Annotated in this window: 15 protein-coding genes; 11 read left to right on the top strand and 4 right to left on the bottom strand. The window is 41.7% G+C overall.

The annotated features are described in order from the left end of the window. Positions 1–18: 18 nt before the first annotated feature. Genes N477_RS07885 through pseI form a run of 4 tightly spaced genes read right to left on the bottom strand, consistent with a single transcriptional unit; the run spans position 19 to position 4409 of the window. Positions 19–1563 (bottom strand): class I adenylate-forming enzyme family protein, encoded by a 1545-nt coding sequence (locus N477_RS07885; RefSeq protein WP_231098147.1) that lies wholly within the window; start codon positions 1561–1563, stop codon positions 19–21. Then, positions 1532–3124, bottom strand: coding sequence for a UDP-2,4-diacetamido-2,4,6-trideoxy-beta-L-altropyranose hydrolase (pseG, locus tag N477_RS07880; protein WP_063363419.1), 1593 nt, complete (start codon positions 3122–3124; stop codon positions 1532–1534). The genes N477_RS07885 and pseG overlap by 32 nt, the downstream gene beginning before the upstream one ends. After that, positions 3121–3369 carry a hypothetical protein gene (locus N477_RS07875; protein ID WP_231098148.1) on the bottom strand — a complete coding sequence of 83 codons (249 nt, stop codon included), beginning with the start codon at positions 3367–3369 and terminating at the stop codon, positions 3121–3123. Before N477_RS07875 ends, pseG begins: the two co-directional genes overlap by 4 nt. After that, positions 3369–4409 (bottom strand): pseudaminic acid synthase, encoded by a 1041-nt coding sequence (pseI, locus tag N477_RS07870; RefSeq protein WP_063363420.1) that lies wholly within the window; start codon positions 4407–4409, stop codon positions 3369–3371. The genes N477_RS07875 and pseI overlap by 1 nt, the downstream gene beginning before the upstream one ends. A gap of 167 nt (positions 4410–4576) precedes the next feature. Here pseI and N477_RS07865 point away from each other — a divergent pair, with 167 nt between their 5' ends. From N477_RS07865 to N477_RS07815, 11 genes are read left to right on the top strand one after another with little or no spacing between them, the layout of a single operon-like run. After that, positions 4577–5320 carry a cytidylyltransferase domain-containing protein gene (locus N477_RS07865; RefSeq protein WP_231098149.1) on the top strand — a complete coding sequence of 248 codons (744 nt, stop codon included), beginning with the start codon at positions 4577–4579 and terminating at the stop codon, positions 5318–5320. 8 nt (positions 5321–5328) lie between these two features. Continuing rightward, positions 5329–6393 (top strand): FkbM family methyltransferase, encoded by a 1065-nt coding sequence (locus N477_RS07860; protein ID WP_063363422.1) that lies wholly within the window; start codon positions 5329–5331, stop codon positions 6391–6393. Positions 6394–6417: 24 nt separating this feature from the next. Next, positions 6418–7365, top strand: a complete 948-nt coding sequence (locus N477_RS07855; RefSeq protein ID WP_063363423.1) for an NAD-dependent epimerase/dehydratase family protein — start codon at positions 6418–6420, stop codon at positions 7363–7365. Then, complete coding sequence (locus N477_RS07850; RefSeq protein WP_063363424.1) at positions 7362–7973, top strand: SIS domain-containing protein; 612 nt, start codon at positions 7362–7364, stop codon at positions 7971–7973. The genes N477_RS07855 and N477_RS07850 overlap by 4 nt, the downstream gene beginning before the upstream one ends. Beyond that, on the top strand, positions 7966–8961 hold the full coding sequence (locus N477_RS07845; RefSeq protein WP_063363425.1) for a GDP-mannose 4,6-dehydratase: 996 nt from the start codon (positions 7966–7968) through the stop codon (positions 8959–8961). The genes N477_RS07850 and N477_RS07845 overlap by 8 nt, the downstream gene beginning before the upstream one ends. 7 nt (positions 8962–8968) lie before the next feature. Beyond that, entirely contained in the window at positions 8969–9631 is a 663-nt protein-coding gene (locus N477_RS07840) for a class I SAM-dependent methyltransferase (RefSeq protein WP_063363426.1), read from the top strand. Between the two features lie 8 nt (positions 9632–9639). Further along, positions 9640–10440 (top strand): transketolase, encoded by an 801-nt coding sequence (locus tag N477_RS07835; protein WP_063363427.1) that lies wholly within the window; start codon positions 9640–9642, stop codon positions 10438–10440. Beyond that, complete coding sequence (locus tag N477_RS07830) at positions 10437–11357, top strand: transketolase family protein (protein ID WP_063363428.1); 921 nt, start codon at positions 10437–10439, stop codon at positions 11355–11357. Before N477_RS07835 ends, N477_RS07830 begins: the two co-directional genes overlap by 4 nt. Next, positions 11354–11947 (top strand): hypothetical protein, encoded by a 594-nt coding sequence (locus N477_RS07825; RefSeq protein WP_063363429.1) that lies wholly within the window; start codon positions 11354–11356, stop codon positions 11945–11947. The genes N477_RS07830 and N477_RS07825 overlap by 4 nt, the downstream gene beginning before the upstream one ends. Then, positions 11941–12963 (top strand): aminoglycoside phosphotransferase family protein, encoded by a 1023-nt coding sequence (locus N477_RS07820; protein WP_081216574.1) that lies wholly within the window; start codon positions 11941–11943, stop codon positions 12961–12963. The genes N477_RS07825 and N477_RS07820 overlap by 7 nt, the downstream gene beginning before the upstream one ends. After that, a complete protein-coding gene (locus N477_RS07815) occupies positions 12960–13997 on the top strand; it encodes a zinc-binding dehydrogenase (protein WP_063363430.1) in 1038 nt (345 codons plus the stop codon). The genes N477_RS07820 and N477_RS07815 overlap by 4 nt, the downstream gene beginning before the upstream one ends. Positions 13998–14012: the final 15 nt, after the last annotated feature.

Here is a 14012-nt window from a genome sequence, read left to right as displayed (position 1 = left end):
GGCGATGCCTTCACTCATTTATTGGTTTTGTAACTTAACGTCATTTCGCAGCACTTTGCCCATTTGATTTCTTGGCATCTCATACAAACGTACAAACTGTCTTGGTTGCTGATAATCAGTTAATTCCTGCAAACACATTAGTCTCAGCGCCTTATCTAAAAGTGCATCTCCTCGCTGCTCATAAGCCACTCGGATCACTTCCCCTAACTGAGGTTCTGCGACGCCAAATGCAACACATTCAATAATGTCAGGGTGACGTTTAATCACAGCTTCAATGTCTTGTGGAAAAATATTAATGCCACCGCTAGAGATCACTTCTTTTTTTCTTCCCACATAATATAAATACCCATGTGTATCGAGATAACCCAAATCACCCGTGTAGAAAAAACCCTCAGAGTCATAAGCCGCTGCTGTTGCATCAGGCATCTTGTGATAACCACTAAACCCAGTGAGTGTTTTACAAGCAATCTCGCCCACTTCGCCAACAGCTACTTGTTGACGCTCATCGTTACAGATTTTCAAATCCACAAAAGGAAGCGCCCGCCCTACACTGCCGTTTTTATCAGGCTCAGCCGACACACAAAAATCGGTTACAACGCCGACCTCAGATGCGCCATAGCATTCGTGAAAGGCACAGTTCAACCTACTTAATAGCGCCTTTTTTGACTCCGCATTTAAAACCGCTGAAGACGAAACAAGACAACGCAAAGAGCTCAAGTCAAAATTTGGGCCTTCATAAGCCAAAAAACTTTCTAACTGAGCAGATACTGCAAATAAAAAGCTTATTTTGTGAGTTTCTATGGCATCCAGCCAGCTTTGCAGGACAAACTTGGCCATGATCACAGTGGTTGCGCCTAACATCAACGGCATTAAAACGCCTCGCTGGGCCAGTGAATGGTACAAAGGTGTGGCCACTAAAACCTTGTCACTTTCAACCAAACCATAATAATTTTTAGTCGCTTCAATCGCACGCTGCACTTTACAATGCTGACTCAATACAATCGGTTTGGGTGCACCTGTAGAACCAGAAGTCATGGTCAAAATAAAAGGCGCATGCCCATCTACAGAGGTTTCAGCAAGGTCCAAAATCTCGTTATCTTGTTCGTCAAAAACTTGCTGCCATGTCACTTCGTCTGCAACTGACTTTTCAAAGCTAATTAACTTGTCTTGCTCAATTAAGTCTTTCTCAAGCAATACTTTGCTAATGGTTGGCCAAGCCAAAACGGCTGCAACAGGCGTTTTTTTCAAAGCAACTTCAAGGGCAGCACCTTTCAAACTCATTGGCAATGGCACAACAGCCAACCCCATTTTCGCAGCCGTCATTAATACCACGGGATACTCTATTCCGTTTGGTGCAAATAGCGCGATCCTATGTCCTGCTTTGAGGCCTATCTTAGTAAAATATGAAGCTAACAGACATACTTTATGGTCCAACTCTTGGTAACTTAAGCTGGTATGCTTGAAAATGACCGCTGTTTTATCAGGTGACGATTTCACATGGCCTTTAAAAATAGCGTAAATCCCACCCATCTTAGCCTCGGCTTGCTGGAAACTTTGCGACATAATTAAACTCTTCCTCTGATGCTTGGGGGAATATAATTTGTGTAACTAAAAACTCATCTGAAGCCTTATCTGCCTGGATAAATCCTTCTTTTTGATTGAGTAAATTAACGAATTTATTCTCTTTATTAATCACAGCGACCCAAGTCGCGTTGGGATGTAACGCTTCACAATAGGCTAATTGCCATTTTAAAACCATTTGAGCATGAACAAAGTTTACCTTATCACTTGCCGCAAACCACCCTCCATACAGGTACTCTGTATCTTTGTGGCGGTATACTTGATGCCACACATAAATTAAAGGCAATCCATTGTCTTCCAATACAAATGAGCGTCGTTGATTGTTAAACCACCAAGTGTAATGATCAATGGACTTGATAGAGTCGGTGATTGTCATCCGCCACATATTTTCTGATCGATTGCGCGCTGATAAATAGCGATTAACATCAGACAATTGAATTTCTCGAACGCCCAAAGAGTCTGTTAATTGAGACACTAGGCCCTTAAGTGTAGGCGGCGCTTGATACAAAGGTAAACCACTCAACAACTGACCACTCGTCAAGTAATCAGCAATGCGCTTTGCACCTTGACCACCGACCGATACCAAAGGGCTTAAGCGCTGTTTCTCAATGGCTGCTCTATGCTCGAATAACGATTGGATCAGTCTGGCTATTTTATCAGCAGAAAAATTAAGCAAATCCTCAATATGATAAAAATGCCCCAGTTGCTCTAAGTCTTCAATGTTGTTGCTCTGGTTAGCTGCGAGTGAAAAAGTCAGTGCAGGTGTTTTTGTCACAGCCAGTTCATACAATGACGTGCCTAAAGCCCCTACAAACAGCCCTGTTTTTCTGTAGTACTCAGATAAGCTACTTGGTGCATAAGCCAGTGTTAACTGCTCGTACTGTTCACAAAGGGCCTCAAGCGCTTCAATATCCGTTGCTTTAGGGCCTATAATAGCAACAAGCTCACTAATTGCCGGGGCTTGCATGCATAGCTGCTCTATAACGGGTGTCAAAGCACGCCAACTACCACCGCCGCCGAGGGAGAAAGTAATACGATTTGTACGTGACAGCGAAGTCGTCGCAGCTAAATGATACTCTGGAGATAATATGGCAAACTCTGGCCCAAGTAGCTTATCTGTCTCAGCGGACACTAAGCCATCATACCGCTCTGATGTCACGCTACCGACCCACTTCATATCAAGCACCGCATCAGATATATGTTGTCGAGCCAAGTCATCCACAGCCAGCAGCTTTATGCCATGCGCTTTTATTTCTGCTTCCCAGCTCTCATCAAACGTATAACCATCAACAACAAACCATTTAATCTCGTACTTATGTGACTTTAGATAGGTTAAACAAAAACTTGCATCATCTTGGCAGCGGCCAGTTTGAGGGACAATAACAAGCTCAGCATCTAGTTCGTTTGTAAAGTGCGCTAATGCATCACTTTGATCGATAAAAAAAATGGTGGGTTCGTTGCGCTTTTCTAACTCGACTGCAAGCCATTTCATTCGCATAAAATGGCCCATTCCACATTGTGTATCTACACGAAATGCAATCATATACTTTCCATCAGAGCATTCACAAGATTGCCCACTATGGCATTTTTTTCATCTAACAGTAATTCAGGGGCGACAGCGACAGAAAAGTGCGCCTCAATTCCCATCGTCAGTGTTAAAATTTCAAATGAATCCAACTCACCTTCAGCAATGAAGTTATAACTCTCAAGTGAAGATGCATCGAGTAATACCCCGCGCTCTTCCAAAAATTGCTGAATATATTCAAGTAACGTCTCTTTAGAAATCATTATTGTAAGTCCTCCCAGCTTAACTGCGTGCCGCAAACAAGCGTTTTATTAACACGGCGACCAATAAGCCTAGGTAACTCTTGGGGCATGATCTCACCACCTCCGGGACGCATTTGCCTTAAATGCGCTGCGGTCAGGACTTCATTTGCCTTAATATCTTTAATAATATAAACACAACGACGAGCTTTTGACGCTTCACTTGGATAGTGCACCGTGCCCATCGCCTTTTCAATTTGACGCACACCATGCACTAGCGCTTTTAACTCATCCGGCGTCATTGAAAAAAAGCTATCTGCAGTATTATCTGATTTATCCAAAACAAAATGCTTTTCAATCATGCAGGCACCGACCGCCACAGACGCCAAAGGCACATCATTGCCTAAGGTATGATCGGACAACCCTACTGGACATCCAAATGCGTCACGCATATGTGGAATAGTTCTCAAATTTATTGATTCAGCCGGTGCTGGGTAAGTGCTTGTGCACTTCATCAATGCAAGCGCTTGTACACCTGCATCCTCAGCAACTTTGACAGCTTGTGCAATCTCGTTAAGCGTAGCGCCGCCCGTTGACATGATCATAGGTTTTTTTGTGGCGGCTACATCTTTGATCAGTTGATGATCTATTAGCTCTGGAGATGCTATTTTATAAGCTGGTGCATCAAACTGCTGCAATAAATCCACAGCCGATTTATCAAATGGCGATGAAAAGCACGTCAACCCTATCTTGGCTGAAAGCTCGAACAGCTCCGCGTGGAAATCCCAAGGCATATAAGCGCCTTTATACAAGTCATGGAGATACTGTCCTTTCCAGGGCCCGGTAGCTTCAAAATGCGGAAGCTTACAATCCATAGTTAGGGTGTCTGCAGTATAAGTTTGCAACTTTATAGCATCTGCTCCCGCCTCTTTAGCAGCGTGTACTAATTCCTTTGCTTTACTTAGTGACTGGCCGTGATTAGCCGACATTTCAGCAATGATGTAGCAAGGTGAGTCATGACCAACTTCCCTGCCTGATATCTTAAATTGAGATTTAAAATTCACAATGCTCTCTTCTTTTTTTAGGCATATAATACAAATTGCGTAGCAAATATCACGCCGACAATTAACAATGGTACAAAAAGCGCCCAACGCCAATAAACTCAACGCACACAATCAATTTTTTATTCTGTATTTGAGTGTAATGATTTGCTATATTGAACGCAATTATAATGATAACAACGACTTCGATGGAAAACGTTCAGATCATCATTCAAGCTAGAATGACCTCAACTCGATTACCGGGCAAAGTATTGCTCCCTCTGTGTAATTCTACTGTACTACAGGTCATGTTAGACAGACTTGCAGAATTTAAAGAGCATATCATTATTGCAACCACCAATGATGGTTCTGAAGCGCCCATTGTTGAGCTATGTAAAGAGCAAAAAATAAAATATTACCAAGGTAGTACTGAAGATGTGTTGTCTCGATATTACGAAGCTGCGGCACAATATGGTGCGATAGATGATACTACTATCGTACGCCTTACCAGTGACTGCCCGCTAATTGATCCTCTTTTAACGAGGCAAGTCATTGAAAAGCATCAGCGTTCTCAATTTGATGTCGTCAATTTAGGACCGCACAGTGGCTACCCTAGAGGCCTAGATTGCACAGCGTTTTCATATCAACTTTTAAAAAAGACCCACCAGCTTGCAACAAGCAAAGCGGACAGAGAACATGTCACACTGGGCATGGCTAAGTTTAGCTCGATTGCCACTTTCTCATTCGCGGAAGGTGAATCATTGGAGCATTGGCGACTGACTTTAGATGAACCTGATGATTACAGCGCAATCAAAGCAATTTATGCACATTTTGGTAATAGCCTCGACTTTTCCTACCCTGAGCTAAAAAAACAATTAAAGGAAAAGCCTGCGCTTACCGATATAAATAAACATGTAAATCAGAAATCTGTTTAGGGGAACCAATGGAATACATTATTTATGGCGCCGGAGGAAATGGTAAAGCTGTTTTCGACGCTATGTCTAAACAGGGAGATAAAGTTTTATTTTTCATTGATTTGTACTCAAATGAAAAAGATTACAAAGGGGTCCCTATTTTTAAGCCTGATGAAGTCTCACCAAGCGAGCACCCTGTGCTTATTTCGCTTTCGTGCTTAAGCCATGTTGTAAAAGCACAAATGATTGAAAAGGGCTTTCAAAACTGTTACGACCTTAATGAGGTCATGTCCGAGTTCAGTCATATTTTCAACCACTTTTATGATGAAGCTCATAAGCAAATACTGCAGCAAAGCGAAATTCAGTACGCCGAACAATTAAACGCATTAAATGCCAAGCTCGCCAATGCTCAGAGCAAAGACTGCCTTGCGAGAATTAGAGCTTTTAGACAAAAGCCAAGCCACACAACCTATCTCAAGAATGACTGGGAAACACAATATTTCCCTAAAGAATTAATGAGTAAAGGCTTAATTAAATCTCCTCTTAAAATGATTGATTGTGGCGCGTTTAATGGTGACACACTGCAACTTGCTGTAAATATTACAAAAAAATACAATATAGAATTTGATAGTATTGTCTGCTTTGAACCAGATCCAAAGAACTATGACAAACTGCAAAGCCGCTTAAGAGGTACAGATACTCAATACCCACGCGTGTTCACACAACCTGCGGGCGTATGGTCTAAAAACACCCGGTTAGGCTTTAGTTCATGTGGCGACCAAAGCAAAATTATCGAAGACACCACATCAGAATGTAATAGCTTGCAAGTTGCAAAAATAGACGATATCTGTTTTGGACTTGCCCCAAATTACATCAAGATGGATGTAGAAGGGGCTGAAATAGAAGCACTTAAAGGTGCTAGTGACATCATTAGGCAGTATAAGCCCAATTTAGCAATTTCAGTCTATCACGAACCTGAACATCTATGGCAGATTGCGGAGTTAATTGAACAACTCCACAGTGATTATCAATTTTACTTACATTCACACGGCGATTTTTGCAATGAAATCGTCCTCTATGCAATTGCCGAATAGACCGTAATTTAAAGTAGAGGAAATATGACAGACAAAACAATTTTAGTCACCGGTGCAACAGGTTACAAAGGCACCGTACTCGTACCTAAGCTTCTAGATAAGGGCTATAAAGTAGTCGCTTTAGACACGCAATGGTTTGGCAATTTTTTACCTGCACACCAAAACCTTTCCGTGATAAAAGGGGATGTAAGGGACACAGACAGTATTGATTTAAACGGTATTGATAGCATTATTCATTTGGCTTCTATTGCTAATGACCCCTGTGGAGATCTCAACCCTAAACTCACATGGGAAGTCAGTGCATTAGCTACAATGCAACTAGCAGACAAAGCTAAAAAGTCTGGAATTAAGCAATTTATCTATGCGTCATCAGGCAGTGTATACGGTGTTAAAGATGAAGAGCATGTCACTGAAGAGCTCTCATTAGAACCAATCTCTGAATACAACAAAACTAAAATGGTTGCTGAGCGTGTATTACTGAGCTACGCAGATGACATGGCCGTGCAAATTGTCAGACCTGCAACCGTATGTGGTCTATCAGATCGTATGCGTTTAGACGTTTCTGTCAATATGTTGACGATGCAAGCGCTTAAAAATAAAAAAATCACTGTGTTTGGTGGTGCGCAAGTACGCCCAAATATTCATATCGATGATATTACCGATCTTTACATCTATATGCTTGAAAATCCAGAAAAGACTTCTGGCATATTTAATGCTGGATTTGAGAATATCTCGATCATGGATATAGCAAAAATGGTACAAAGCAAAGTTGATTGTGAGATTGAAGTCACACCGTCTAACGACCCGCGCTGCTATAGAATAAATTCAGATAAGTTATTGGCGACTGGCTTTGCGCCAAAGAAAAATGTCAGTACCGCTATTAGCGAGATAATAGATGCATTTGAAAATGGCCAACTTGAAGATCAAGACCGTTTCTACAACCTAAAGTGGATGCAACGAGAAGTATTATGAGCAACAAACAAGGTGCAGTTTCTGAGCTGCAAATAGCACATCCAGCAGAGTCCATTACAGCGGACTATACAACGACATTAAGTCAGGTACTCACTCAACTGGACGGCAAACAAGTCGCTCAGCTCGTAGACACCTTGCTCGATATGAAAGCGCACAACGGCACCTTATTTATCTGCGGAAATGGCGGTTCAGCTGCAAACGCCATTCACCTTGCTAATGACTTTACTTTTGGTATCCACCCAAAAGGCAACGCTCTAAAAGTAGAAGCGCTCGCTGCAAACAGTTCAATTTTAACTTGTCTGGGCAATGACATTGGCTATCAAAATATTTTTAGCCACCAGCTCAAAGTCAAAGCAAACAAGCACGATGTACTGTTAGTGTTATCTGGCAGTGGTAATTCGGAAAACATCATAAACGCCATTGCCCAAGCACAAGCACTCGGTATGACCACGGTCGGGATATTAGGCTTTAAAGGCGGTACAGCCAAGCCCATGCTCGATCAGGCTTTTCATTTTGATGTACAAGATATGCAAATATCTGAAGATACCCAAGTGATCATCGGGCACATACTTATGAAAGCACTTTATCAGGAACTTAAAGATGTCTGATTCTCCTATTTTAGTACTTGGTAGCAATTCTTTTTCAGGCGCTTCTTTTTGTGCACATATGCTTAAAAAAGAGCAGCCTGTCATTGCTGCCAGTCGCTCAAAAGAGCCACATAATGCCCTGCTCCCTTACCGTTGGGTTGAACAAAAAAATAACCTTGATTTTCATCAGCTTGATTTAAATCATCACCTCGATGAAATCATTGCTTTGGTTGAAAAACACAAGGTAAAACACGTTTACAACTTTGCTGCACAAAGCATGGTTGGACAAAGCTGGGATTACCCAGAGCACTGGTTTATGACTAACTGTGTGTCCACCGTACAATTACACAACCGCCTGAGACATATTGATCATCTAGACAAGTACATTCATATCTCAACACCTGAGGTATACGGTAGTTGCGAAGGGTTAGTTCCAGAGCATCGCAATTACAATCCCAGTACACCTTATGCTGTCTCCAGAGCAGCTGCAGATATGAGCTTACATACCTTCTTTGATGTGCATAAATTCCCGGTGTTATACACACGAGCAGCGAATGTGTATGGTGAAGGACAGCAACTATATCGCATTATTCCTCGCACCATTTTATTTGCGCTACTGGGCAAAACATTACCATTGCATGGTGGTGGCCATTCTACCCGCTCATTTATTCACATCGACGATGTATCAGCAGCGACTCACTCAATTGCTCAGCAAGGGCAGCTCGGTGATATCTATCATATTTCAACCGAGCGCACCATTTCTATCCGTGCACTCGTTGAGTTGATTTGTGACATGCTACAAGTCCCATTTGAGCAAGTATGCCAAGTAACTGAAGATCGCCTAGGAAAAGATGCAGCATACTTATTAGATGCAACCAAGTTGCGTGAGCAACTTAATTGGCAAGACCAAGTATCACTCGAAAATGGACTTGAGCGCACCATTGAATGGGTTAAAACACACCTTGATGATTTAAAAAATCTACCTGATTCATATATTCATAAACCGTGAGAAAGATATGCTAGGACAAGAAATAGACCTATTAAAAAATTACCCTAAGTCTAAGCGAGACACTAAAGGCCGAGCCAACGTCATTACCGAAGCCGACAGAGAGATTGCAAGGCAATATGGTAAAGACTTTTTCGACGGTGACCGCACTTATGGTTATGGCGGATTCAGTTACTTCTCACGCTTTTGGCAACCGGTTGTACCAGATTTACAAGCTCATTTTGGTTTGTCTGCCCAAAGCAGCTTGCTAGACGTTGGCTGTGCTAAAGGATTCATGCTCTACGATTTACAGCAATTAATCCCTGGCATACAGCTACAAGGCTTAGATATATCTGAGTATGCTCTTGAGCATGCAAAAGAAGAAGTTAAAGACATATTGACTCAGGGCAACGCAAAATCACTACCCTTCGAAGACAATAGCTTCGATGTAGTGATGTCGATTAATACTATCCATAACTTAGATGAGCAAGAGTGTGCATTAGCACTGAAGGAAATCGAACGAGTAAGTCGCGGTAAATCATTTATTACTGTAGATGCTTACCGCAACGATGAAGAAAAAGAACGCATGCTCGAGTGGGCATTAACAGCCAAAACCATCATGCATGTAGATGATTGGAAACAATTTTTCCAAGATAACGGCTACACTGGCGATTTCTATTGGTTTATTCCGTAAAGTAAATTATGAATCTTGAAACTATAGCGGCAAAAATGAGACATACATTATGTGATGTCTCTAGCCAGACTAAAACCCCCCATCTCGGCAGCTGTTTATCCTGCGTAGATATTTTAGCCACGCTCTACTGGCGCGTGTTAAATATTGACCCTAACATGCCAAACGCAAGTGATCGAGATTACTTTTTATTAGGGAAAGGTCACGCAGCCAGTGCCCTTTACACGGCACTTGCCTACCGTGGTTTTTTTGACATTCAGGCTCTATACGAGCATGGGCAAACAGGCAGCCAATTTGAAGAGCACCCGGGGATCAATGCCCCGTCTGGTGTTGAAACAGTCTCAGGATCGTTAGGACACGCACTTTCCCTCGCAGCAGGTATGGCATTGAGCACAAAGCTTCAGCAAAAAGAGAATCGTTTTTATGTTTTGATGGGAGATGGCGAGCTCAATGAAGGCACTGTGTGGGAAGCCGCTATGTTTGCAGCTGGGAAAAAGCTTGATAACTTGGTCGCAATTGTAGACTTCAATAAGCTTCAAGGTACTGGGGAAAGCTGCGATATCATGCACTTAGAGCCACTGGAAGAAAAGTGGCGCGCTTTTGGCTGGCACACCATTCGTATTAATGGTCACGACTTAAATAGCTTGCAAAATGCTTTTGAACAGGCAAAGCAACAATCTCAGCCAGTCTGTATTGTGGCAGATACGATTAAAGGTAAAGGCGTATCCTTTATGGAAAATGATAACAACTGGCACTACCGAATTCCAAAAGCTGATGAAGTAGACATGGCGAAAAAGGAGCTCGGACTATGAGAAATGCCTTTGCAAGGGTCTTGACTGAACTGGCAAAAGAAGACCAACGTTTACTGCTTTTTTATGCTGATATCGGTAACCGGCTTTTTAACCCATTAAAAGAATTTGCATCAGATCGTGCCATTAATGCAGGTATCGCAGAAGCAAATATGGCATCTATGGCAGCAGGTAGTGCCATGATGGGACACAAACCTTTTATATATACCATCACGCCGTTTACCACTGCACGTAACTTCGAGCAAATAAAGATTGATATTGCCTATCAGAACCAGCCTGTGATTATCGTTGGGACAGGCTCTGGACTATCGTACGCAAATTTGGGCCCAACCCATCATTCATTTGAAGATATCGCATTGATGCGCTCCCTACCAAACATGAATATTGTTTGCCCAGCGGATGCACAAGAGCTGGAAATTTTAATGCCTCAGCTTATCGAGCTCAATCAACCATGCTACTTTAGGATCGGTAAGAAAAACGAACCAAGTGTCCATGACGCTGAACCGGCTTTAAAATTTGGTCAGGCACATACAATGGTCGCTGGTGAAAAGGTAACTATCTTAGCGACTGGAACGATTACGCCACTCGCGCAAGCGCTGCATTATGAATTATCAACAAAAGGAATTAACGCTGAATTAGTAAGTTTTCATACTGTGAAGCCTCTAGATGAAGACTACCTAACTTCAGCTTCAGCTCGCTTTGATCACATTGTTACTCTCGAAGAGCACAATGTTAATGGCGGTTTTGGTAGCGCAGTACTGGAATTTTGCTCTGAGTTGAATTCATCACCACGTATCCATAGGTTTGGTATCCCAGATAAGTTTATCGACCAAGTACATTCACCTGGTGATGCACGTGCACAAGCAGGGCTAACTGTTGAAAACATCATTACGATACTTTCAAAGAGAGGTATCGTATGATCATTGGCATTGACTTTGATAATACTATTGCGGACTACACAGGCGTATTTTACCGAGTTGCTTTGCAACTCGGTTGGATTAGTGCCGATATTGGCCAAAGTAAAACTGAAGTTAAAGACTATTTTATACAACAAAATAGAGAACCAAAGTGGACTGAATTACAAGGCATTGTTTATGGCAAAGAAATTGGTCAAGCAGTGCCATATGATGGCGCACTAAAATGTTTGCAGTCTCTAAAAGAGCAAGGCCATACATTATATTTAGTGTCTCACAAGACGCGATATCCCATTATTGGTAGCAAAGTAGATTTTCACTTAGCAGCTAAAAACTGGTTAGCGACCAATAACTTCATCGGTCAAATTAACGCTCCTTTCGAGGAAGACACACTGTTTTTTAATGAGACACTTGATACAAAAGTAAATAAAATCAAAGAATTAAAGTGTGATGTTTTCATTGATGATTTAGAAAAAGTTCTAACTCATTCAGACTTTCCAACAAGTTGCCAAGCATTGTTGTTTCAACCAAATTTATCTAACGATCAATCAAACCACATTACGCACTGGCATGAGGTAAATGCGCAATTATGTTAACTGATGCTGTGAATACATGGCTCAAGCAAATTTTGAAGCAGCCAAATTTGCAATTCCGTCAGTTAAGTGGAGGTGCAAATAACCTTGGTATACAAGTCTCTGCGGGGCAATCCTCATGGTTTTTAAAATGCTTTGAGTTATCACAAGCAATAGCTCAGAAAAAACAGCAAAACGAATTTTTGTTTAGCCAAGCTCTGAGCGAAGCCGGTATTTTCACTATTCCAAAGCCCATTGCAATCAATACGTCACTTGGCGTGAGTCTATTTGAATATATTGATGGCGAAAAAGTAACAAATGCCAACTCTGAAGCGGTACTAAAGGCCGCCTTATTTATTCAAGAGATCAATGCTTGTCAGCTAGCTACCCCTCTCACCGTAGCGAGTGAAAGCCCCAATTCTTTGGACGGTTTTTGCGATATTGTAAGCGAACGACTTACCAGGTTTGAGGCGGTGCAACCAGACAACGAGAGTATAGCCGAACAATTTTCTGCCATGTTAAAGAAAATAGCTCAACGACATAATAAGATTAGGAGTTCGCTACCAGCTCATTGGCATAAAACAATTGAGCGAAATATTGTTTCCCCTTCTGACTTTGGCTTTCACAACGTATTGAAGCAAAATAAAGCTCTCTACTTCATCGACTTTGAGTATGCAGGCTTGGATACACCTTGGAAGCTATTTGCTGATTTTTTCTCACAACCTGCCGTGCCAGTTGATATCAAACATGCCTCGCAATTTTTGTCTATAAAACTATTTAAAGATTTAAAAGATAATCCTTGTGACACATTAAAAGTTTACGAACTCACTTTATTAAAGTGGTGCCTGATCATGCTAAATGAATTTTTACCAGAAGTTCAAAAACGTAGACTATTCTCATGGAATATATCTTGCATTGAAGAACAGAAAGAGAAATTGAAGCAAGTCCAGTTTGCTCAACTACATAAATGCGATGCCTATTTTGATAAAATATCAATAAAAGTCATAGGCTTAAATAAAGTACTAAGAGAGACAGCATGAAAGCAGCCGTATTATTTAAAACTGGTGAACCACTCCAAATTATTGACGATATCCAGATGCCACCACTCTCTGCCGGACAAGTTCAAGTGAATATTTTGTACAGTGGACTGTGCCATTCACAACTTATGGAAGTGCAAGGAGGTAGGGGAGAAGATAAATACCTACCCCACCTACTAGGTCACGAAGGCGTGGGTATTGTAGAAGGTATTGGTGATGGTGTAACCAAAATAAAACCCGGTGATAAGGTTGTGATTGGCTGGATCCAAGGAGAAGGTCTAAATGCGCCAGGCGGAAAATACCCACATAAGGGGTATTTAATTAACTCAGGCAGTGCCACCACTTTATGTGAAAAGTCCATTGTTGCTGAAAACAGGCTTGTAAAATTACCTCCCACCTTTCCTGACAAACTTGCCGTACTGTTAGGCTGCGCACTTCCAACTGGTCTAGGGTTAGTATTTAATGAACTAAAGCCTGAAAAAGAGAGAACAATCGCCATTTTTGGTCTTGGCGGTATTGGTATGAGTGCATTGCTTGCAGCAAAGCTCAGTGAGCCCACAAAATTAATCGCCGTAGATGTGAATGAAGACAAGTTATCTCTAGCAAAAGAGCTTGGCGCTACGCACACTATTGATGCAAGCAAAGTAGATGCGGTCAAAGAAATATACACTTTAACTAATGGTATTGGCGTTGATTACAGCTTAGAGGCTGGCGGAACGGTACAAACTATCGAGCAAGCATTTGAATCAGTCAAAGATGGTGGCGGACAATGTGTATTCGCCTCACATCCAAGTAACGAGCTAAAAATATCTTTAGAGCCACATGCTTTCCATCGTGGTAAGTCGATTCGTGGTAGTTGGGGCGGTGGTAGTAACCCTGATAAAGACATTCCAAAATTCGTAGAATTATATCAGCAAGGCCAATTAAACTTGGAAGCATTGCTAACCCATAACTATGAATTAGAAGATATAAATCAAGCACTACAAGACTTACATAATAAAAAAATTGTGAGAGCTCTGATTAAGATTGCGCAATAGCAACTTAGGAGAAGC

This window comes from Pseudoalteromonas luteoviolacea H33-S, assembly GCF_001625695.1.
GTDB lineage: Bacteria > Pseudomonadota > Gammaproteobacteria > Enterobacterales > Alteromonadaceae > Pseudoalteromonas > Pseudoalteromonas luteoviolacea_B.
The sequence above is the reverse complement of the archived record's forward strand: the minus strand, read 5'-3'. Positions and strand labels throughout refer to the sequence as shown.

What these genes read in the sequence shown, in the direction of transcription:
- N477_RS07840 (WP_063363426.1), top strand. Translation starts at nt 8,969, where the DNA reads ATGCTAGGACAAGAAATAGACCTATTAAAAAATTACCCTAAGTCTAAG.
- N477_RS07875 (WP_231098148.1), bottom strand. Translation starts at nt 3,369, where the DNA reads ATGATTTCTAAAGAGACGTTACTTGAATATATTCAGCAATTTTTGGAA.
- N477_RS07850 (WP_063363424.1), top strand. Translation starts at nt 7,362, where the DNA reads ATGAGCAACAAACAAGGTGCAGTTTCTGAGCTGCAAATAGCACATCCA.
- N477_RS07815 (WP_063363430.1), top strand. Translation starts at nt 12,960, where the DNA reads ATGAAAGCAGCCGTATTATTTAAAACTGGTGAACCACTCCAAATTATT.
- pseG (WP_063363419.1), bottom strand. Translation starts at nt 3,124, where the DNA reads ATGATTGCATTTCGTGTAGATACACAATGTGGAATGGGCCATTTTATG.
- N477_RS07825 (WP_063363429.1), top strand. Translation starts at nt 11,354, where the DNA reads ATGATCATTGGCATTGACTTTGATAATACTATTGCGGACTACACAGGC.
- N477_RS07830 (WP_063363428.1), top strand. Translation starts at nt 10,437, where the DNA reads ATGAGAAATGCCTTTGCAAGGGTCTTGACTGAACTGGCAAAAGAAGAC.
- N477_RS07835 (WP_063363427.1), top strand. Translation starts at nt 9,640, where the DNA reads ATGAATCTTGAAACTATAGCGGCAAAAATGAGACATACATTATGTGAT.
- N477_RS07865 (WP_231098149.1), top strand. Translation starts at nt 4,577, where the DNA reads ATGATAACAACGACTTCGATGGAAAACGTTCAGATCATCATTCAAGCT.
- N477_RS07845 (WP_063363425.1), top strand. Translation starts at nt 7,966, where the DNA reads ATGTCTGATTCTCCTATTTTAGTACTTGGTAGCAATTCTTTTTCAGGC.
- N477_RS07860 (WP_063363422.1), top strand. Translation starts at nt 5,329, where the DNA reads ATGGAATACATTATTTATGGCGCCGGAGGAAATGGTAAAGCTGTTTTC.
- N477_RS07855 (WP_063363423.1), top strand. Translation starts at nt 6,418, where the DNA reads ATGACAGACAAAACAATTTTAGTCACCGGTGCAACAGGTTACAAAGGC.
- N477_RS07885 (WP_231098147.1), bottom strand. Translation starts at nt 1,563, where the DNA reads ATGTCGCAAAGTTTCCAGCAAGCCGAGGCTAAGATGGGTGGGATTTAC.
- N477_RS07820 (WP_081216574.1), top strand. Translation starts at nt 11,941, where the DNA reads ATGTTAACTGATGCTGTGAATACATGGCTCAAGCAAATTTTGAAGCAG.